A 20836-nucleotide genomic window follows, 5' to 3' on the forward strand; every position below is an offset into this window, starting at 1 on the left:
CTTGTCGAAGTCATGAAGGGATGGAGACAGCAGGGACCGGCTCAGATTCGGGACAGTGCCTGGTCGAGATCGGCAATCAGCACGTCCGCCTCTTCCAGACCCACCGAGAGTCGGACCAGATCCAGCGATACCGGCGATGCCGAATGCAGCGGCGCGTTGGGCGGAAACACCGCACAAACCGGAAACGCCAGTGATTCGTAGCCACCCCAGGACACGGTCATGAGGAATCGCTGCAAGGCATCGCAGAAGCGCTCCACGCCGGCAACGTCCTCGGCATCCAGCTCGATGGTCAACAGACCGCTGGAGCCGCGGAGCTGGCGCTCGGACAGGCCGAGTTGCGGATTCGATGAGGCTTGCGGATGGTAGACCTGCCGGATTTTGGGGTGCCCCTCGGCAAAAGCCAGTACCTTCGCGGTTGTCGCGGCAATGCGCTCCATGCGCACAGCCAGGGTGCGCATGCCGCGCAACAGAAGCCATGCATCGTGCGGCGAAAGAATGGCCCCGAAGGTCATGTACGGGCCCTTGAACACATCGCGCAGGATCGCCCGGCTGCCGCACAGCATCCCGGCCACGACATCGCTGTGGCCATTGAGATACTTGGTTGCCGAATGCACGACGAGATCAATACCGTCGGCAAGCGGCGACTGGTTGAGCGGTGTTGCGTAACTGTTGTCGCAGAGAGTCCGGATACCGCGTTCGCGAGCCAGTGCGGCGACGGCAGCCAGATCCTGCTGTTCGTAGGTCATCGAGTTCGGACTCTCGAGAACGATGAGCCGCGTCGCGGACTCGAGAGCGCGCTCGAAGTTGCCGGTATCGGTGCCATCCACGAAGGTGGTGGCTACGCCAAATCGCGGCAACAGGTCACGCAGCAGACTGCGCGTCCAGCTGTAGGGTCGGGCCACACAGACGACGTGGTCTCCACTGCGCACGCTGGCAAATACAGCCGCGGCAATCGCAGCGGCACCGCTGCCGAATGCAAGACAGTCCTCGGCGCCCTCCAGTGCCGCCACCTTCTTGCGCAGGATCGCGACGGTGGGATTGTTGCCGCGCGTGTACATGTGCTCGGCAAATTCATCCGAGAACCCTGTTCGCATGTCGGCCACGCTCGGGAAGGCGAAGATGGACGACTGGGTGATCGGCGGGACCACCGCTCCGTGATATTTCTCGCGCTCCTCGCCGAGGTGGTTGAGGATGTAGCTAAGGTCCATGGATATCCTCGTCGCCGATGCGTTCGAGCCGGGTCAGTCTGACCTTGCTGATCTCGGAGTGCGCACCGCTGAGGTAGGTCTCGATGCGTTCGAGGCTGCCATCGGGCTGCCGGACAAATTCGAGCCGGTGCAGATGCGAGGCATCGGGGTCGGCCAGGTTGCTGGCATCCAGATACTCGAACACGAATCGCTTGCCGTCACTTGAACCCATGACGAGTCGCGGCTGATTGCCCTGGCCGCAGTAGTGGGTAGCCATGAGCCTGCTGCCATCCAGATGCACGACCGAAATCGTCTCGCCCGATGCGCCCGGCTGCCAGGTCTCGACAAGAACCGAGCCGCGCGCACTTGTCGCATAGTCGATTCTCAGGCTGCGACCACGCTCGGTCACGCCTTGCCACTGGCCGACAATACTCTTCAGCTGCTCGAAGGCCTGCGCACTGTTCGAGTCGGCCGACACGGCCCGAGCCAGGCTGAGCAGGATCACGACCAATACGGCTTTCACTGCGCCAGGCTCCTTACAAGCCTGGCGGTCTCCTCGCCTATCTGGGCGTCGCGCAAGGCCATGTGCAAAGTCGCCTGGACCAGTCCCAGTTTGTTGCCACAGTCGAACCGGGTGCCTTCGAAGCGGTAGGCCAGAACCGGCTTTTCGTGCAGCAGCGCCTCGATGGCATCGGTCAACTGGATTTCTCCACCGGCACCCGGCCGGGTGTTCTCAAGCAATCCGAATATGTTCGACGGGAGTACGTAGCGTCCGACGATGGCCAGGTTGGACGGCGCCGCCGCAGGATCCGGCTTTTCCACGACCAGCCGAATACGCGCGGCACGTTCCGAGATCGGCTCCGCATCGACAATGCCGTATTTGCGCGTGTCCGCGTGCGGCACTTCCTCGACCGCAAGAACACCCGCGTCTTCCCTCGCGGCCACTTCCGACATCTGTCGCAGTGCGCCGGGGCGACCGGATCCGGGGTTTCCGTTCCAGATCAGATCGTCGGCAAGAACGACACCGAAAGGTTCGTCGCCCACAACCGGCCTTGCACAGAGCACGGCATGACCGAGGCCCAGGGCTTCCGGTTGGGTAACGAAGACGCAGCGGACATGCCTCGGCAGGGTGCCCTGCACCAGCGCAAGCAGATCTTCCTTGCCCGATCTGGCCAGCTTGCTTTCAAGCTCGTAGGCCTTGTCGAAATAGTCGGCGATGGCATGCTTGTAGCGATTGGTCACGAAAATCAGGGTGTCGGCGCCGGCATCCACGGCCTCGTCGACTGCGTACTGGATCAGTGGCCGGTCCAGCACGGGCAACATCTCCTTGGCAACCGTTTTCGTTGCTGGCAGGAATCGTGTACCCAACCCGGCTACCGGAAAGACCACTTTGCGCAAGCGCCCGCTACTCATCGAATCAATCTCCAGGACCGGAATCAGGAAGGACGCGCTGCAAACGGAAGGACCTCTGCTGAACTCTCGATGTCACGCACCTCGAATTCCGGCAGAAGAGAATCAAGTATCCGGCGCAACTGCGGCTCATCGAATTCGCGAACCGCGAGTTCGGCTTGCTGCATCTGCATCGCGAGCAGGCTCCACGCCATCAGGCGCGGCTGCGCCAGGTAGATTTTCGCGTGGGTCGTTGCCTGGTAGTTCTCGAGCGGGTGGAACAGCTCTTCGAACAGTTTCTCGCCAGCACGCAAACCCGTATAGGCGATCTCGATGTCACGGCCGGGCTGCTTGCCGGCAAGCAGGATCATCTGTTCGGCCAGGTACGAAATCTTGACCGGCTCGCCCATGTCGAGGGCGAAGATCTCGCCGCCCTTGCCGAGCACGCTGGCCTGCAGGATCAGCTGACAGGCTTCGGGAATGGTCATGAAGTAGCGCGTGATCTCAGGGTGAGTCACCGTGACCGGCCCGCCCTTGCGTATCTGCTCGCGAAACAGCGGAACCACGGAGCCGGCAGAATCAAGCACGTTTCCGAATCTTACCGTGATGAACCGGGTGTTCGACTGGGTTGCAAGGTTCTGGCAATAGATTTCCGCTGCGCGCTTGCAGGCACCCATGATGCTGCTCGGATTGACGGCCTTGTCGGTGGAAATCAGCACGACGCTTTCAGCACCGTGGCGATCGGCGGCCTGCGCGACCACTTGCGTACCCAGCACGTTGTTGCGGAACGCTTCGCGCAGCTGCTCCTGCAGCAAGGGGACATGCTTGTAGGCAGCGGCGTGAAAGACCACCTGGGGCCGCGCCACCGCGAAGACCCGCTCGCAGCCAGGCTGGTCTCCACAGTCACCAATCCGCGCGTCAAGCAGCAGATCGGGAAATTCCCGCCGCAGTTCCTGCTCGATTCGATAGAGGTTGTATTCGGACAACTCAAGAATGGTCAACGCCGATGCACCGAGGCGGGCGACCTGACGGCACAATTCCGATCCGATCGAACCTCCGCCGCCAGTCACCAGGACGCGCTTGCCGGAGATCCCGGTCCGAATCGATGTCCAGTCGAGCTGCACCTGCTCGCGCCCAAGCAGGTCCTCGATGGCCACTTCCTTCAGTTCACCGAAACTCGAGCGTCCGGCCACGACATCAGCCAGTCGGGGCATGGTCCGGAATGGCAGGCCGGTCTGCTCGCACAAGCCCACCACGCGCTGCATCTGCGGGCTGGTCGCCGAGGGCATGGCGATAAGCAGCATCTGCGCTGCGGTTTCGCGCGAGAGCTCGGGCAACTGTTCGAGATTGCCCAGCACCGGCACACCATGGATGCGTGCGCCGCGGATCTGCTGGTTGTCGTCGAGGATGCCCACCAGGCGGTATCGATTCTCGCGTACGAGGCCACGCACCAGCGTGTCTCCGGCGCGACCTGCACCGAGCACAAGAACGCGCATCGCCGGCGAACGCGAGAGAAAATCGAGCCGGCTGTCCTTCCAGTAGCGATAGGCCAGTCGCGGCAGTCCCAGCAGGACCGCGAGAACCGGCGGATACACCAGCAGAACCGTACGCGGCACGGTGGCCAGGCGATTATAGAGAAACAGGGTGATGGCGATGGCCAGCGCACCGAGGGTCGCCGCGCGAAGGATGTTCCACAGGTCTGGCAGGCTGGCGAACCGCCACAACCCCTTGTACAGACCAGTCATCCAGAAGATCGAACCTTGAGCAGCCAGCACCAGCCAGACCTCGGGACCGAACAGGCCGAGTTCCGGGCGCTCCGCCTCGAACGACCACCGAAATGACGTGATGGCGGTCCAGGTCAGCCAGACCATCGTCAGATCGTGGACGACCACGGCGAGGCGGGGATGGATCTTGGCGATGACTTTGTTGATCACGATCCGTTGATCCGTCGTTTTCCGAGACAGTAGCGCTTGCCGAAAATCCAGGCCACGACCGCAAGTGCATAGACGGCCAGCATGGCCTGGCTTCCCTGAACCTTCCCGCTCAAGTTTCCGGCATGCGCATTCAGTGCGCCACACCAGTACAAGGCTGGCAATACAACCAGCAGATTCCAGCCCATATACAGGCCAACCGTGCCCTTGTGGCTGAATCCGGAACGCACCAGCCACTGATAAAGGTGTTCGCGGTGCGCACTATACCAACGTCGGCCACTGAGCATCCGTGAAAGCAGCGTGCAGGTGCTGTCGACCATGAAGGCCGAAACCGCTATCAGTCCCGCCATCCAGAGTGCGGGTGTGGCCGCGATTTGCCAGCCGATGGCGACGGCGACCAGCAGTCCGACGACGCCGCTGCCGACATCGCCCATGAAGATTCGCGCATGCGGGAAATTGAAAGGAAGAAATCCGAGCGTGGCCGCCGCAAACAGGGCGATCGTCCATGCAGCGTCACCGCGGCCCGCCTGCGCGCAGATCCAGGCCAGCACGACAAGGACGAACACCGCCTGGCAGGCCAGCAGGCCATTGATGCCGTCCATGAAATTGTGCAGGTTGATCGACCAGACGACGGCCACGCAACAAACCAGCATGGCGGCCGCCATCCAGCCAGCGGCCGGATTCGCCGCCCATTCTGCAGCAAGCAGGAGGAGTGCCGGCAAGCCGAGCAGGACCGCGGCCGCCCAATGCGCGCCCAGGCGCAATCCCGCACCGAGGCCACGGTGGTCATCGATCCAGCCAACGATCGCGACCAGCGAGATCGCTGCAATCAACATCAATAACGCTGAGGGACCCCAATGGACCTGGCTCTCGCCCCAGTTCAGGGAACCGTCCAGCGCAAATCCCTGGAGTACCAGTCCCGCCACTACCGAAATCACGATCCCGATGCCCCCACCCCTCGGCGTCGGCAGGTCATGCGATCGCCTCCGGCCAGGATGATCGATCAGTTGACGACGGTGTGCGTAGCCGATGCTCAACCCGGTCAGACAGGCCGAAAGCAGAACGAAAGCCGGTAGCAGGGCGAACCAGGCAGCATCGATGCCCTGCATTCGACTACTCGCCAACCACGCTGTGGATGGGCCTGACCGTGCTCCAGTTCTTGCAGCTCGGACACTGCCAGTGATGCGCCTTGGCACCGAAACCGCAACGCGTGCAGCGGTACATGGCCTGCCCCTCCAGCAACTTCCGGGTCAGGTCGCGCTGGATCAGCAGACTTTCCCGGGCCTCGTCGCGGGCGGTGTGAAGATTGGCGTCGATCAGGGCGACCAGGGCTCGCACAGACGGACGCTGGTGCAACTGGCGGGTCAGGAATTCGACGGCAGCCTTCTCGCCCTGGGTCCTGCTGTAGAGACTGGCCAGTGCCAGCACCGGCGAAACGCCCTGATAGCGCTCGGTCATGTTGAGCAGGAATTCTTCCGCTCGCTGCATGCATTGGGCCTTGGCATAGCAATCGAGCAACGGCGACAGGATTTCCGGCACATAGTCGACATCGAGGTCGGCGACATGCTCGAAGGCCTTGATGGCAGCGTCGAGATTGTCATTGGCAGCTTCGATATGACCACGAATCATGCTCGCCCGTACGCAATCAGGCTCGGCATCGAGGGCTGCTGCAAGGCATTCCTTGGCGCGCTTCCAGTCGCGGGCTGCGCGCGCCTGCTCGGCAAGCTCGCAATGGAACTGGGCGATCATGGCGCCACAGGACTCGCCGGTGGCCGCCTCCAGCCGGGTGGCGTTTTCGATGGCCTTGTTCCAGTCACGTTCATGCTGGTAAATCGACACCAGATGGGTCAATGCGGAAGGCGCAAGCGCGTTCATCGAAACCAGATCGGTAAACAGGGTCTCGGCTCGATCAAGCAGGCCGGCGCGCATGTAGTCTTCGCCAAGCTCGAGCAGAGCCACTGTCTTTTCTTCGTCACTCAGGCTTGGCCGTGCGATGAGATTCTGGTGCACGCGGATGGCCCGGTCGACCTCGCCCCGGCGTCGGAACAGGTTACCCAGTGCAAGATGCGTTTCAACCGTATCGCGGTTGTACTCGGCGAGCTTCAGGAAGACTTCGATGGCCTTGTCCTGCTGCTCGTTGAGCAGGTAGTTCAGGCCGCGGAAGTAGTTGCTGGAAAGCTCGCTGACACGCGCGCCCGAGGTGCGCTCACTTCCACGCCGGGCCACGTACCAGCCGGAGAAAGCGGCAACAGGCAGCAACAGGAAAAGCAGGGAGAGTTCGCTCATGCGTCGCCAACAGGATTGCCGCCGGTAGACAGTTCGGCCCTGGATTCGCCAAGCATGCGCTTGCAACGACGCAATTCGCTTCGCAGCCGCCGCACCCGCAAGAACCAGACCAGCAAGCCGCCAAGCACCCAGCCCAGCAGCAGGGCCGCCAGCAGTGCCGCACCCTTGGGCAGCTGCAGCTCGGCCAGATAGAAATCGAACTGGATACGCTCGGAGTTCAGGGCACCAAAGGTCGCGCCAAAAGCGACCGAAATCAGGATCATCACCACCACGCCAAGTCGCATGACCAACGTCTCCAGGGGAGATTCGCCAATCGGCGAGTCTATCAGGCTGCTGAAATTCCAATCAGTCGGCGCGATGCGGCGGCGAAAGGAGCCTCAGCTGCTCGTCTACCGCATGCAAATTGCGCTTTTCCACTCCTTCTGCCCTGCTTCGCGGTCGTCTGAGCGCACTACAACAGCCTGCAAGGGTGTACCGAGGAAAATCAGTGGGCGTTGTCCGTGGAAACGTGGCGCTTGCCGCCGTTTACGCGCTCACGCAATTCCTTGCCGGGCTTGAAGTGTGGCACATGTTTGCCGGGCAAGGCGACCGCGTCGCCGGTCTTCGGATTTCGTCCCATGCGCGGTGGTCGAAAGTGCAATGAAAAGCTGCCAAATCCGCGAATTTCGATACGATCGCCATTGGACAGTGCGTGCGTCATCTGTTCCAGCATGCTCTTCACAGCCAACTCGACATCATTGGCCGCCAGATGTTGCTGGCGCGCGGAAAGTGCCTCGATCAGTTCGGATTTGGTCATCGCTGGTCGCACAGTTGTCGGAACAAAGAAGTGCCCACCACCTCCGTGGTGGGCACCATGGATTCAATGACAGATCCAATGCAACGATTCTGCCATCCCGCTATTACTCGCGGTTGAACTTCTCTTTGAGCAAGGCACCGAGCTGTGTGGTCGCACCGGTCGAACCCTGATAGTCGTCAAGTACGGATTGCAACTCTTCCTCGTCCTTGGCGCGAATCGACAGTTGCAATACACGGCCCTTGCGATCCATGCCGATGAACTTGGCTTCAACCGGATCACCCACTTTGAAATGCAGGGTCGCGTCGTCAACGCGCTCCTTGGCGATGTCGTTGGCGCGCAGATAGCCTTCGATGCCTTCACCGATATCCACGGTGACTCCCTTGGCATCCACTTCCCTGACGGTTCCGTTGAGGATGCTGCCGCGCGGATTGTTGGCCATGAACTGACCGAACGGATCCTGCTCGAGCTGCTTGATGCCCAGCGAAATGCGCTCGCGCTCCGGATCGACGGCGAGAACGACCGCCTCGATATCGTCGCCCTTCTTGAAGTTGCGCACGAGGTCTTCGCCAGCCGCTGCCCAGGAGATGTCGGACAGGTGGACCAGGCCATCGATGCCGCCATCGAGACCGATGAAGATACCGAAATCGGTGATCGACTTGATCTGACCCGACACCTTGTCGCCCTTCTTGAAGATGGCGGCAAAGGCTTCCCACGGATTGGCGCGGGTCTGCTTGATGCCGAGCGAGATGCGACGACGCTCTTCATCGACGTCGAGGACCATGACTTCAACGTCGTCGCCTACCTGCACGACCTTGGCCGGGTTGACGTTCTTGTTGGTCCAGTCCATTTCGGAAACGTGGACCAGGCCTTCGACGCCGGCTTCGAGTTCGACAAAGCAGCCGTAATCGGTCACGTTGGAAACCTTGCCGACGGCCTTGGTGCCGCTCGGGTAACGGCGGCTGATGGCGACCCAGGGATCTTCGCCGAGCTGCTTGAGGCCGAGGCTGACGCGATTGCGCTCGCGATCGAACTTGAGCACGCGGACGTCCAGCTCGTCGCCGACATTGACGACTTCGCTCGGATGACGCACGCGCTTCCAGGCCATGTCGGTGATATGCAACAGGCCGTCGATACCACCGAGGTCGACGAATGCGCCGTAGTCGGTGAGGTTCTTGACGACGCCCTTGACGACGGCATTTTCCTGCAGGCGATCGAGCAGCTGTTCGCGCTCGACGCTGAATTCGCTTTCGACAACAGCGCGGCGCGAGACCACGACGTTGTTGCGCTTGCGATCAAGCTTGATGATCTTGAACTCGAGCTCCTTGCCTTCCAGGTAGGAAGGATCGCGGACCGGACGCACGTCGACCAGGGAACCGGGCAGGAATGCGCGGACGTCCTTGATGTCGACGGTGAAACCGCCCTTGACCTTGCCGGAGATGCGACCGATGACGCTCTCGTTGGCAGTATGCGTTTCTTCCAGTTCGTCCCAGACGAGAGAGCGCTTGGCCTTCTCGCGCGAGAGCATGGTCTCGCCGAATCCGTTTTCGATGGAGTCGAGGGCGACCTTGACCTCGTCACCCACTTCAATTTCCAGCTCACCTTCTTCGTTGCGGAACTGCTCGATCGGAACAATGCCTTCGGACTTGAGACCGGCATTGATGACGACGACGTCGGAACGAATTTCCACAACAGTGCCAAGAACGATCGATCCCGGCTTGAGGTTGGCGATCGACTGGCTCTGCTCGAACATCTCGGCAAAGCTTTCGGTCATCGCGGTTTCGGCAACACTTGCGTTCATGTAGTTATCCAGAGGAGACAACAGGCCGCAATCAAGGCGTGGCACTCTGGCTCACGCAACGTCGATTTCGACCCACCTGTCGAGGGCGTGCAAACACGCACACCGTGAATTACCGGCACGAATGCCGGACCGTTTCCCTTTTGCACGCCTTCAGGCTGGACGAACCACCGAGAGCACCGCAGCGACTACGCCAGCGACCGGAATACCTGTGGTATCGATCGTCAGAGCATCCACTGCAGGTCTGAGCGGAGCCACCGTTCTGGAGGCATCGCGCTCGTCGCGCGCCTGTATCTCGCGCAAAAGGGCGGCAAGGGTAACATTCAACCCCTTATCCTTCAACTGCTTATAGCGCCTTCGCGCCCTTTCCTCGGCACTCGCGGTAAGGAATACCTTGTGCCCGGCATCCGGGAATATCACGGTACCCATGTCGCGTCCGTCCGCGACCAGGCCAGGAGCCTTGCGAAAGCCTCTCTGCTTCTCGAAAAGGGCGCGCCGAACGCCCGGAAAGGCGGCAATGGCGGAGGCTGCGGCGCCTGCCGTTTCGGTTCGCAATTCATCGGTCGCGTCATGGCCGTTGACGATGACCCTCGTCTCCCCCCCTTCGGCGGGGACCCGAAAGCGGATCTTCGTCGTCTCGGCACAGCGGCTGACGGCGTCTTCGTCCGACAGGTCCAGCCCCTCGGCACCTGCGGCGTAGCCGACTGCCCGGTACAGGGCACCGGAGTCCAGCAGGTGCCAGCCCAGTTGCTCGGCCACCAGTTGACTGATCGTGCCCTTGCCCGAGCCCGAAGGGCCGTCAATGGTCAAAACGGGAACAGGTTTGTTCGGCATGCCGGTCAGGAATTGGAATCTGGTGCTGATTGTAACGTCGTGGCATCGCCGATGTTGCTGAGGAATTGCATCATCTCCCGGTCGAACGGGGACGACGCACTCAAACCGCCCGGATCGAAAAGCCGCTGCCATTGGCCAGATCGAAAAAGCCCGGAAACGAGGTGGCCACATTGGCGCAATCACCCACTTCCACTTCCCCGTCGGCGACAAGCCCGGCCACGGCGAAACTCATGGCCACGCGATGATCTCCGGCCGCTTCGATGCGTCCGGAACCGATGGTGCCCCCGCGGATAAGTGCGCCATCGGCCTGTTCGCTGACTTCCACGCCCAATGCGGCCAGTCCGCGCGCCATGCTGGCAATGCGGTCGGACTCCTTGACCCGGAGCTCGCTCGCCCCGCTGATGCGGGTGCTGCCGGACGCGGCAGCCGCCGCCACGAACAGGATCGGAAACTCGTCGATCATGTCCGCGACCAGGGCTTGCGGCACATCGATGCCGTGCAAGGGGGCATGCCGGATGCGCAGATCGGCCAACCTCTCCCCGCCCTGCTCGTGCGGATTCTGCTCGGTGATATCGGCGCCCATCATGCGCAGTGCTGCAAGCAGGCCGGTACGTCGGGGATTCACGCCCACCGAGCGCAGGAGCAAATCCGATCCAGGCACCAGGCTGGCAGCGACGATAAAGAACGCCGCCGATGAGAAATCCGCCGGAATCACGACATCGGTCGCGTCGAGCCGATGCCCGCCCTCGAGCCGGACCCGGCCGGGCGAAAATTCCACCGGCCAGCCAAACGCGGCCAGCATGCGCTCGCTGTAGTCCCGCGTCGGATGCGCTTCACGTACTTCGGTTGTTCCGCGGGCGTAGAGTCCCGCCAGCAGGATTGCCGATTTCACCTGTGCGCTGGCCACCTGCGGCGCATGCACCAGACCACGCATCGCCCTCCCGCCGTGAACCAGCAGCGGCGGGAAACCTCCCGGTTGCGCCTCGATGCTGGCGCCCATGGCACGCAGCGGTTCGATGACTCGACCCATGGGTCGCGCCGACAGCGAGGCGTCGCCGATCAGGGTGGTGTCAAACGCCTGTCCGGCGAGCAAGCCCGCAAGCAGACGCATGCCGGTACCGGCATTGCCGCAATCGATCGGCCCCGCGGGCACGGCGAGCCCGTGCAACCCTACACCGTGCACCCTTCGACGCCCGGGCGAAGGGGTTTCGATGTGCACGCCCATGCTGGCGAATGCCGCTGCCGTCGCAAGCGTGTCTTCGCCTTCCAGAAAACCTTCGATCTCGGAAACGCCCTCGGCCAGGCCAGCCAGCATGATCGCGCGATGCGAAACCGACTTGTCTCCGGGCACCCGAAGTTCACCGCGGATGGGGCCGGCTCGGGTACTGGCCCAGTCCAGCCTCGCGCTCACGGCAGGGCCGCCAGCAGGCGTTCGTTCTCGAAGCGGCTGCCGAGGCTGATGCGTATCGTGTTGCCGAGCCCGTAGCCCTGCATTGGCCGCACGATCACGCCGTGCTCGAACAGCCGGGCCTGCAGGGTACTGGCATCGACGCCTAGATCGACCATCAGGAAATTCGTCTGCGACGGCAGCGCCCGATAGCCCCGCTGCGCCAACTCGGTGCGCAGCCATTCGCGCTCATCCCGGGTCCAGCTCAGCACAGTCTCAAGGTGGGCCTGATCCGACAGCGCCGCCTCGGCCGCGGCAAGGGCCAGACCGTTGACATTGAATGACTCACGCAGGCGATCAAGGACGCCCACGACGCCCGGGTCGGCAACCAGATAGCCGACGCGAAGACCGGCCAGCGCGTATGCCTTGGAAAACGTGCGGGTTACGACGAGGTTTGGATACTGCCCGGCAAACCTGAGTGCGGTGCTCAGCCCGGGTGCATCCACATACTCGTAATAGGCCTCGTCGACCACCACAAGGGTGGTCAGCGGAACGTGCTTGAGCAGCGCCTCGAGCTGGCCGTCGTCAAACCAGGTTCCGGTCGGATTGTTCGGATTGGCCAGATACAGGAGTCGCGTATCGGCGCGTACCGCGGCAGCCAGGGCCGCCAGATCGTGGCCCAGCGGTGCAGTGGCATGGTCACCGGGCAACGCCGGCACGCGAATCGCCCGTGCGCCGGCAGCCGCCGTGGCAATCGGAAACACCGCGAATCCGAATTCGGAGAACACCACCGATGTGCTGGCATCCGCAAAACACTGGGCCAGCAGCATCAACAGTTCGTGCGAACCATTGCCGAGCAGGATGCGGCTTGTGTCTGTCCCCAGTCTCCTGGCCAGTGCCAGCTTGAGCGCGCCACCCTGCGGGTCGGGATATCGAAATACCTCCGCCAGGGAATCGCGCATGGCCGCGAGTGCCAACGGGCTTGGCCCGAGCACGTTCTCGTTCGAGCCCAGCTCAGCCAGCTGTTGACCGAACCTGACACGCAGGGCTGGCAAATCATGGCCTGGATCATAGGCACGCAGTCCCTGCGTGGTGGCGTTGGCCAGGGCCGCGGCGTCGAAATTCACGGCACGGCGACCGGGTAGGAGCCCAGTATCTTGATCTGTGCGGCGAACGCGGAAAGCTCGGCCAGTGCCTTCTGCATCTGCTCGTCTTCAACGTGACCGGCAAGATCGATGAAGAACGCGTACTCCCATTTGGCTTGATGCGAGGGGCGCGACTCGATGCGATTCATCGAGATGCCGTGCCGGGCAAACGGACTCAGCACGTTGAACAACGCACCCGGCTGGTCCTTGATGAAGACCAGCACTGAAGTGCGGTCATGACCAGACGGTGGGAAGATCTGTCGACCGAGGACCAGGAATCGCGTGGTGTTGTCGGCGTGGTCTTCGATAGGTCGCATGATGACCTTCTTGAGGCCGTAGACCAGCCCGGCAGACTCCCCGGCGATGGCTGCGGCATCGTCGGCATTGCGTGCGCGGCGCGCACCTTCGGCGTTGCTGCTGACCGGCAGCTTTTCGACATCGGGAAGATTGCTGCGCAACCAGCCCTGAGTCTGGGCAAAGGATTGAGGGTGGGAATAGATGCGCTCGATATCCTCGATGCGGCCGCTGCGCGAAAGCAGATACTGGTGTACGCGCAATTCGACTTCGCCGCAGATCTTGATGTCGGAGGTGAGGAACATGTCCAGGGTGATCTGGATCGTACCTTGCCCCGAATTCTCGACCGGCACGACTCCAAAATCGGCGCCTCCATTGGCCACCTCCTGAAACACCTCCTCAATGCTGGCCAACGGCAGGCCATGAGCCGAACGGCCGAAATGCTTGAGTACCGCCTGCTGGCTGAAGGTTCCTTCCGGACCGAGGAAACCGATCTTCAGGGGCTCCTGTTGCGCAAGGCAGGCCGACATGATTTCACGAAACACGTGCACCAGCACTTCATCGCTGAGCGGCCCCTCGTTGCGGTCGACGACCATGCGCAGCACTTGTGCCTCGCGCTCGGGACGATAGTAGTCGACAGCTGCAGCCAGCGGCCCCTTGGCCAGGCCGACCTGGTGCGCAAATCTGGCGCGCTCGGCAATCAGATCCTGGATCGCACGATCGATCCCGTCGATGCGCTGACGCACCTCACCGAGATCTGGCGAAGTGGTCGGGCGCTGCTCTTCGTTGCTCATGGCATATGTTCCTGGTGGAGTCTCACGGCCGACATCCCGGTCTCGCGGTCCGAACGGAATCGTTGAAGCGACGCCGAAAACGGACAGAGGTTCTCTGGTGAAGGCGGCCTACCCATGACGGCTGGCGAAATCGCGCATGAAGTCGACCAGCGTGCGCACCTGGTCCAGGCTGATCGCGTTGTAGATCGATGCGCGCATGCCGCCGAGCACGCGATGGCCCTTGAGTCCGATCAACCCGGCTGCATCGGCCTCGGCGAGAAAGGCTGCATCGAGTTCGGGGCGCCCCAGGAAAAACGGCACGTTCATCCAGGACCGCGCCGAGGCTTCAACCGGATTCGAATAGAAGTCCGACTGATCAATGGTCGAATACAGCAATTCCGCTTTCGACTTGTTGCGCTCACCCATGGCGACCACACCGCCCTGGGCCTTGAGCCACTTGAAGACCAGCGAAGCCAGGTACCAGCCGTACGTGTTCGGCGTGTTGAACAGCGAACGTCCAGCCGCGTGTTCGGCATAACTGAAAATGCGCGCCATCGAGTCGGGACATCGCTCAAGCAGATCGTCACGAATGATCAGGATGACGAGACCGGAGGCACCGATGTTCTTTTGCGCGCCGGCATAGATCAGCCCGAAACGCGAAACGTCGATCGGACGCGACAGGATGTCCGAGGACATGTCGGCAATCAGCGGTACGTTGCCCACTTCGGGGACGTCCTGGAATTCGACGCCATGGATCGTTTCGTTCGGCGTGTAGTGCAGGTAGCACGCATCCGGATCGAGATCCCATGCACTGCGTGCAGGTATCCGCGTGTAGTGGCTATCGATGGAACTGGCTGCGATGCGCGCCTGCACATAAGGCGATCCTTCGCGGACCGCCTTTTCTCCCCAGGCGCCGGTGACGATGTAGTCCGCAGACTGGTCGGGACGCGCGAGATTCATCGGGATCTGGGCAAAGTGCTGGGTCGCCCCACCCTGCAGGAACAGCACCCGATAGTTGTCGGGTATCGACATCAGGTCGCGCAGGTCCTGCTCGGATTCCTCGGCCAGGTCCATGAAGGCGCGACTGCGGTGGCTGATCTCCATCACGGAGGCCCGCGCGCTTCCCCATTCAAGCAGTTCGGACTGGGCCTGCCTCAGCACTTCTTCGGGCAGCGCGGCGGGTCCGGCGCTGAAATTGCAGCCACGAGTCACGACGTTTTCCTTGTTCGGGGCCGATCCACGGCGATCAGCCAATGTCGCAACAATATGGCGCATTGCAGCATTACCGCAAGCGCTACCCCGCGAGCAAGGCCTTGCCGGGAAGGCCATCAGCGCTCCCGGCTGCAAGATCGCGGGTCTGGTTGCCGCAGACTTGCCCTGTCCTCTGGCGGATGCCGGTCAGTAGTTGCCGAACCACAGCAAGCCGGCAATTCCCAGTCCAATCAGGGCTGCGGCCGCAATCAGCCACCAGACCCCGGAACTGTCGTCTTCCTTTTCGTCTGCCACGACGGGATCGTCGATCTGGATGGCATCCAGGGTTTGCGTGATGGCAGGCGCCATCTCTGCAGGGGTCGGCAGACTTTGACCCCTTGCGGGATACCCGGGTGCCTCGAGCACGAAACGATTGCGGCCGAAAGAAAGCTGATCGCCGGGATGGAGGACGGCACTCTTCACCCGCACGCCGTTGATTTCGGTTCCCTGGCTGGAGTCGAGATCACGAAGATAGATGGCGTCGTCGCAGACGCTGATCGATACATGACGCTCCGACATGCCGGGCTCGTCCAGATCGAGTCCGCTGCTGCCGTTGCCGATCACAAGCTGCTCGCCGATGCTGATGGTCTTGCCGAACTGCGCACCCGATACGCCGCGCAGAACCACCCGCGAGACGGCAGCAGTAGTGCCCCGCGGCGTACTGGCAGGTACGCGCGTGTCGATGATCTCGTCGTGATCGGGTTTCAGAACAGCGGCGACGGCGTCGAAATTGATCACGTCACCCAGCCTGAGCAGAGCCTTTTCGACCACAGGACGGGCGTTCACGTGGGTTCGCGCCTGCGCGTCGAGGACCTCGAGAATCATGCCTCGCTGGTCGACCAGCAGACGCGCATGCCACGGCTTCACGCCGCCCGCGTCAAGAATGACTGTATTGCCCTGCGCCGACCCGATACCGGTGACTCCGCTATCGACGAGCACATCGGCATGTTCCCCGTTGGAAAAGCTCAGACGCATCGGTTCACGGGTTGTCGGAATTGTCGGCACTCTAGCAGGATGCGACAGGACTGGCACCTGCCCCCGCGGCGGTTCACCGAGGTCGCCATGAGCGGCAGGCGACTCCGGCTTGATAGCGGGCGCACCGGCATGACCTTCCCCCATTGTCCCGATTCCCGGTTCCTGCCGGGTGGGGCGAGCTGTTCCGCGGCCGGAAACTGGAACCTTCGTTCCGCCCAAGGCTTCTGCCGACATGGCTCCTGGGGCATCATAGTGTCTGTCGCGCAACGTCCTCATGTTGGCGAAACCGGAGAAACTGGATGGCGAGCATTGATATCCGCCGAAAACACAACCTTTCCACGACTGAAGCAAAAAAGGCGGTCAACAAGCTGGCCAAGTCGATTGCCAAGGAGTTCGACCTTGATTGCGGCTGGGAGGGCAACACGCTGGCCTTTTCCCGCAGCGGCGTCGATGGCCACATCGCCCTGGAGAAAGGCGAGGTCCACGTCTATGCACAGCTCGGTTTCCTGATGGGCGTCATGAAACCCATGATCGAGCAGGAGATTCACCGACATCTCGACGAGCAGATCGGCTGATGCTGGCAATCAAGGCAGCCCGGAAACCGCGTCGCAAGGGCAGACATCCGAGCATCGCGCTGGCTGTTGCCGGTGGCGGCCCGATCGGCGGCATTTTCGAGATTGGCGCCGTTCGCGCCCTCGATGACGCCATCGAGGGTCTCGATCTGAATGCACTGGACACCTATGTCGGTGTCAGTTCCGGCGCGTTCGTGGCAGCGAGCCTGGCCAATCGGCTGAGCACAGCCGAAATGTGCAGGATCTTCATCACCGGAGACTCCGACCAGTTTCGCTTTCGACCCGAGGACTTCATCCGCCCGGCCATTTTCGAGTACCTCAGTCGCCTCGCCGGCGTGCCGCGCATGTTGCTGGCCGGACTTGCCGAATTTGCGAAGCACCCGCTGGAGCTCAATGTATCCGACAGCCTGCTGCGACTCGGCAGCATTCTCCCCACCGGCATCTTCGACAACGAAGCCATTGAACGCTTCCTGCGCACGGCGTTCACCGCACACGGGCGCAGCAATGACTTCCGTGAGCTTGCGCGCAAGCTCTATATCGTTGCCGTGGAACTCGATACCGGACAAGCCGTCCGGTTTGGAACAGAAGGCCACGACGACGTACCCATTTCGCGCGCCATCGAAGCCAGCGCGGCCCTGCCCGGCCTCTATCCGCCGGTGAACATCAACGGGAAATACTACGTGGATGGCGCCCTGCGCTATACGGTCCATGCCTCGGTCGCGCTGGAAGCGGGAGCCGATCTGGTGTTTGCCATCAATCCGCTGGTTCCTATCGACACGACCAACGCAAGTGCGATGGGCAAGATTTCTCCGGCAAGCCTGATCGAAGGCGGCTTGCCTTCGGTGCTGTCGCAGATGTTCCGCACCTTGCTGCAGTCCAGGATGCAGGCGAGCATTCCGAAATATGAAGGCAAGTATGCCGGCTCGGATTTGCTGATCATCGAACCCGGCGACGACGACACCGACATGTTCTTCACCAATGTCTTCAGTTTCGCCCACCGCAAGCGACTCGCCGAGCATGCCTACCAGTCCACCATCAGCGACCTGCGCAAGCATCGCAATTCACTGGGCCCGTTGCTCAGGCGCCACGGACTGAGCTTGCGCGATGAGATCCTGGATGAGCCGGGACGCACTTTGCTGAGTGGACTCGAGCGCAAGCCCGCACGGCGATCCCAGGCCACCTCGCAGCTGCACCGCACGCTGGACGATCTTGATCGCGCCCTGGAACGCGGACGCACCATCGCAAAGTCGCCAAAACGAACCCGCGCGCCGGCGCGCCCGAAAAGCAGGTCTGCGCGCTCGCCCTCGGCGCACTCCTGACCTGCCTGCGGGGCATCGACTACTTGCTCTATTGATCTCTACTATTATTCCCGCCAATCGGGGCAGCTGCCCTTGACCCTTCGAAGGAAATGACATGACCAAGCCCAAGCTGAAATCCAAAGCCGCGCCAGCGACCAGCAAGCCCACGGCTCGCGCAGGCGGCAAGTCGATCGTTGAATCCGCACAACACATCTGGCTCGCCGGCCTCGGCGCATTCGCCAAGGCTCAGGACGAGGGTACCCGCCTGTTCGAGGCACTGGTGCGCGAGGGAGTCTCCCTCGAGCAAAAGACCCGCAAGCTCACCGCAGGCAAGGCCGATGAGGCGCGCGGTGCCGTCGAGGCTGCTGTTGGCCAGGTCAAGGAACGCAGCCAGGAAACCTGGGACAAGCTTGAGAAAGTGTTCGAGAGCCGCGTATCCCGCGCCCTGAACCGCCTTGGCGTTCCCGGCAGCACCGAGCTCAACAAGCTGACCAAGCGCGTCGAGGAACTCGGCCGCGAGGTAAGCAAGCTCAATAGCAAGTCCGGAGCCAAGTCCGCCGACCGCAGCGCTGCGGCAAGAAGTGGCGCCACCCGATCCATTTCCCGGGTCAAGGACGAACTGGCCGATGTAGCGCGTGAGCTCGAGTCCGCCCAGCTCAAGCAGGCAGGCGCGAAGCGCAGCGCCAGCAGCGCAAAAAAGGCAGCAGCAAAGAAGCCGGCGGCAAGGAAAAAGCCGGCGGCAAAGAAAGCCGCGGCCAGGAAGAAAAGCGCGAAGTAGCCAGCCCTGAAGGCCCGCCCTGTTTAAAAAAGAGCCCCTCTCCGCTGGCGGAGAGGGGCTTTCTTTTTGGCTATTGGCAACACCGAAACTGAAACAAGCCCAATAAACAGCGAGCGTGTCCGGTTCACAGGCCGGGAGTTCCCGCTACCAGTGAACGCCGCGCATCAGGGCTGCAAACGCAACCTGCTCCGAGGACGGCCCTTGCTGCTTCTCCTCACGTACACCCTTGATGCCCTTGGCCGCCGAGGAATCAGGGAACAGGCGGAACGCCGTGTTCATGACGATTTCGTAGGCTCGGGGCGATACCGAGTAGAACAGCTGGGCGAAGATTCCGGTGCGCGTCGCGACCCGGACCGGACGCTCGATGATCGCACCCACAACCAGATCCGCGGCCTCTTCCGGGCTCAGGGTCGGCACGGAATCGTACATCTTCGTCGGCGCGATCATGGGCGTCTTGACCAGCGGCATGTTGATTGTCGTGAAGTTGATTCCAAGATCGGAAAACTCCGCCTGGGCGCAGCGTGAGAATGCGTCGAGGGCCGCCTTGGACGAAACATAGGCCGAAAACCGGGGTGCGTTGGTCAGCACGCCAATCGAGGAAATGTTGATGATATGGCCGCGACGACGCTCGGTCATCTTCGGCAGGAAACCCAGGATCAGACGCAGCGAACCAAAATAGTTCAATTGCATCGTTCGCTCGAAATCGTGGAAGCGGTCGTAGCTCGACGCGATCGCGCGGCGAATGGAGCGTCCTGCATTGTTGATGAGGATGTCGACGCCACCGTGATCCGCCGTGACCTGCTTGACGAAGGCGTCGCAGGAGGCCAGATCGGCCAGATCGACCACGTAGCTGTGGCAGGATCCTCCGGCTGCTTCGATTTCGACTTTCGCCGCAGCGAGCTCTTCTTCTCCGCGCGCACAGATGACCACTTTGGCCCCCGCGGCAGCCACTTTCAGGGCAACGGCCTTGCCAATGCCGGAGGAGCCCCCGGTGACGACAACCACCTTGCGCTTAACCTTGCCAGACAGGGAATGGTCGATGAAAAGCGCTGGATCCAGATGACGTTCCCAGTAGTCCCACAAGCGCCAGGCATAGGTCTGCAGCTTGGGCAGCTTGATCTTCGAACCCCGCAGCGCGCGCTCGGTTTCCCGTGAATCGAAACGCGTCGGGTAGTTGATGAAGCGCATCACTTCGGCGGGAATGCCGAAATCATGCAGGAACGAGTTGAGCATGCGCCGTACCGGTGGCAGGTTGCCCAGGGCGTGGCGCACGGCAGCGGGCACAAACGCGAACATGCGCGCATCGAGCCGCATCGTCATCTTTGGCGCATGGCCGGCGTGAGCAAAGATATTGAGAACCTCGCCAATCCTGCGCGGAGCAGGGTCGGTCAGGTGGAAGCACTGGCCATCCAGCTTGGGGACATGAGCGATGTGGTCCATGCACGCCGCGACCCAGTCAACCGGGACCAGGTTGAGGCGACCGCCCTCCAGGCCGACTGTCGGCATCCACGGAGGTAACACTTCGCGCATCTTCTTTATCAGGCGGAAAAAATAGTAGGGACCGTCGATCTTGTCCATTTCTCCGGTCTGGGAGTTGCCGATCACGATGCCCGGACGATAGATGCGGAACGGCCGCTTGCACTCCGCCCTGACCAGACCTTCCGAATCGTGCTTGGTCTTGAAATAGGGATTGTCCAGGCCTTCCGCTTCGTCAAACATGTCCTCGCGGAAGACGCCCGGATAGAGTCCGGCGGCCGCAATCGAACTGGTGTGGTGGAAACAACCGGCCTTCAGGCTTTCGGCAAGCTGCAATGCGTGACGGGTGCCTTCGATATTGGCCTTGACCTGGGCCGCTTCGTCGGCAGAAAGGTCATACAGCGCGGCAAGATGGAAGAAATGCGTGATCTTGCCGCTCATGTTCTTCAGCGCGGTCGGGGTTACCCCCAGACGGGTCCTGGCGAGATCTCCGGTGACCGCAATCATGCGTTCCTTGTCGGCGCCGAGGCGGTCACGCAGTTCCTCGAACTTCGGAATCGACTCCTTGCGTACGAGACAGTAGATCTTGCCTTTGCGCAGCAGCAGCTTCTCGAGCAGATGGCGGCCGATGAATCCGGTCGCGCCCGTCACGAAATATGTCATATCCCC

General features: G+C 61.9%; 19 protein-coding genes. 3 read left to right on the forward strand and 16 right to left on the reverse strand.

Annotated features, from left to right (window positions below; translation table 11 throughout):
- Positions 1–41: 41 nt before the first annotated feature.
- The 15 genes from R3F00_RS16695 to R3F00_RS16765 all read right to left on the reverse strand — a co-directional run bounded on the left by R3F00_RS16695 (position 42) and on the right by R3F00_RS16765 (position 16043).
- Positions 42–1208, reverse strand: a complete 1167-nt coding sequence (locus R3F00_RS16695) for a PLP-dependent aspartate aminotransferase family protein (protein ID WP_371282878.1) — start codon at positions 1206–1208, stop codon at positions 42–44.
- Entirely contained in the window at positions 1198–1710 is a 513-nt protein-coding gene (locus tag R3F00_RS16700; protein WP_371281304.1) for a hypothetical protein, read from the reverse strand. Before R3F00_RS16700 ends, R3F00_RS16695 begins: the two co-directional genes overlap by 11 nt.
- Entirely contained in the window at positions 1707–2600 is an 894-nt protein-coding gene (gene galU, locus R3F00_RS16705; RefSeq protein WP_371281305.1) for a UTP--glucose-1-phosphate uridylyltransferase GalU, read from the reverse strand. Before galU ends, R3F00_RS16700 begins: the two co-directional genes overlap by 4 nt.
- Positions 2601–2623: 23 nt before the next feature.
- Positions 2624–4447 carry a polysaccharide biosynthesis protein gene (locus R3F00_RS16710; protein ID WP_371281357.1) on the reverse strand — a complete coding sequence of 608 codons (1824 nt, stop codon included), beginning with the start codon at positions 4445–4447 and terminating at the stop codon, positions 2624–2626.
- 59 nt (positions 4448–4506) lie between these two features.
- Entirely contained in the window at positions 4507–5616 is a 1110-nt protein-coding gene (locus tag R3F00_RS16715; protein ID WP_371281306.1) for a glycosyltransferase family 4 protein, read from the reverse strand.
- A 4-nt stretch (positions 5617–5620) separates the two neighbouring features.
- Positions 5621–6793: a lipopolysaccharide assembly protein LapB gene (gene lapB / locus R3F00_RS16720; protein ID WP_371281307.1), complete on the reverse strand. Its 1173-nt coding sequence runs from the start codon at positions 6791–6793 to the stop codon at positions 5621–5623.
- Positions 6790–7077, reverse strand: a complete 288-nt coding sequence (locus R3F00_RS16725; protein WP_371281308.1) for a lipopolysaccharide assembly protein LapA domain-containing protein — start codon at positions 7075–7077, stop codon at positions 6790–6792. Before R3F00_RS16725 ends, lapB begins: the two co-directional genes overlap by 4 nt.
- Positions 7078–7277: 200 nt before the next feature.
- On the reverse strand, positions 7278–7601 hold the full coding sequence (locus R3F00_RS16730) for an integration host factor subunit beta (RefSeq protein ID WP_371281309.1): 324 nt from the start codon (positions 7599–7601) through the stop codon (positions 7278–7280).
- Positions 7602–7692: 91 nt separating this feature from the next.
- Positions 7693–9360 (reverse strand): 30S ribosomal protein S1, encoded by a 1668-nt coding sequence (gene rpsA / locus R3F00_RS16735; RefSeq protein WP_371281358.1) that lies wholly within the window; start codon positions 9358–9360, stop codon positions 7693–7695.
- 177 nt (positions 9361–9537) lie between these two features.
- Positions 9538–10218, reverse strand: coding sequence for a (d)CMP kinase (cmk, locus tag R3F00_RS16740; RefSeq protein WP_371281310.1), 681 nt, complete (start codon positions 10216–10218; stop codon positions 9538–9540).
- Positions 10219–10318: 100 nt separating this feature from the next.
- On the reverse strand, positions 10319–11629 hold the full coding sequence (aroA, locus tag R3F00_RS16745; RefSeq protein ID WP_371281311.1) for a 3-phosphoshikimate 1-carboxyvinyltransferase: 1311 nt from the start codon (positions 11627–11629) through the stop codon (positions 10319–10321).
- A complete protein-coding gene (hisC, locus tag R3F00_RS16750) occupies positions 11626–12732 on the reverse strand; it encodes a histidinol-phosphate transaminase (RefSeq protein WP_371281312.1) in 1107 nt (368 codons plus the stop codon). Before hisC ends, aroA begins: the two co-directional genes overlap by 4 nt.
- Positions 12729–13838 carry a prephenate dehydratase gene (gene pheA / locus R3F00_RS16755; protein ID WP_371281313.1) on the reverse strand — a complete coding sequence of 370 codons (1110 nt, stop codon included), beginning with the start codon at positions 13836–13838 and terminating at the stop codon, positions 12729–12731. The genes hisC and pheA overlap by 4 nt, the downstream gene beginning before the upstream one ends.
- Positions 13839–13946: 108 nt before the next feature.
- Complete coding sequence (gene serC / locus R3F00_RS16760; protein WP_371281359.1) at positions 13947–15029, reverse strand: 3-phosphoserine/phosphohydroxythreonine transaminase; 1083 nt, start codon at positions 15027–15029, stop codon at positions 13947–13949.
- Between the two features lie 186 nt (positions 15030–15215).
- The gene (locus R3F00_RS16765; protein WP_371281314.1) at positions 15216–16043 is read right to left on the reverse strand and encodes an FHA domain-containing protein; all 828 of its coding nucleotides are present in this window, start codon (positions 16041–16043) and stop codon (positions 15216–15218) included.
- A gap of 299 nt (positions 16044–16342) precedes the next feature.
- Between R3F00_RS16765 and R3F00_RS16770 the strand changes: the two genes are divergently transcribed.
- The 3 genes from R3F00_RS16770 (at position 16343) to R3F00_RS16780 (ending at position 18691) form a co-directional block, all read left to right on the forward strand.
- Positions 16343–16618 (forward strand): polyhydroxyalkanoic acid system family protein, encoded by a 276-nt coding sequence (locus R3F00_RS16770; RefSeq protein ID WP_371281315.1) that lies wholly within the window; start codon positions 16343–16345, stop codon positions 16616–16618.
- Positions 16618–17934 carry a patatin-like phospholipase family protein gene (locus R3F00_RS16775; RefSeq protein WP_371281316.1) on the forward strand — a complete coding sequence of 439 codons (1317 nt, stop codon included), beginning with the start codon at positions 16618–16620 and terminating at the stop codon, positions 17932–17934. Before R3F00_RS16770 ends, R3F00_RS16775 begins: the two co-directional genes overlap by 1 nt.
- A gap of 94 nt (positions 17935–18028) precedes the next feature.
- Entirely contained in the window at positions 18029–18691 is a 663-nt protein-coding gene (locus tag R3F00_RS16780; RefSeq protein ID WP_371281317.1) for a phasin family protein, read from the forward strand.
- 144 nt (positions 18692–18835) lie between these two features.
- Here the strand turns inward: R3F00_RS16780 and R3F00_RS16785 are convergent, their stop codons facing one another.
- Positions 18836–20830: an SDR family oxidoreductase gene (locus R3F00_RS16785; RefSeq protein WP_371282879.1), complete on the reverse strand. Its 1995-nt coding sequence runs from the start codon at positions 20828–20830 to the stop codon at positions 18836–18838.
- Between the last annotated feature and the right edge of the window lie 6 nt (positions 20831–20836).

The organism is Dokdonella sp. (genome assembly GCF_041395345.1).
In the GTDB taxonomy this organism is placed as follows: domain Bacteria; phylum Pseudomonadota; class Gammaproteobacteria; order Xanthomonadales; family Rhodanobacteraceae; genus Dokdonella.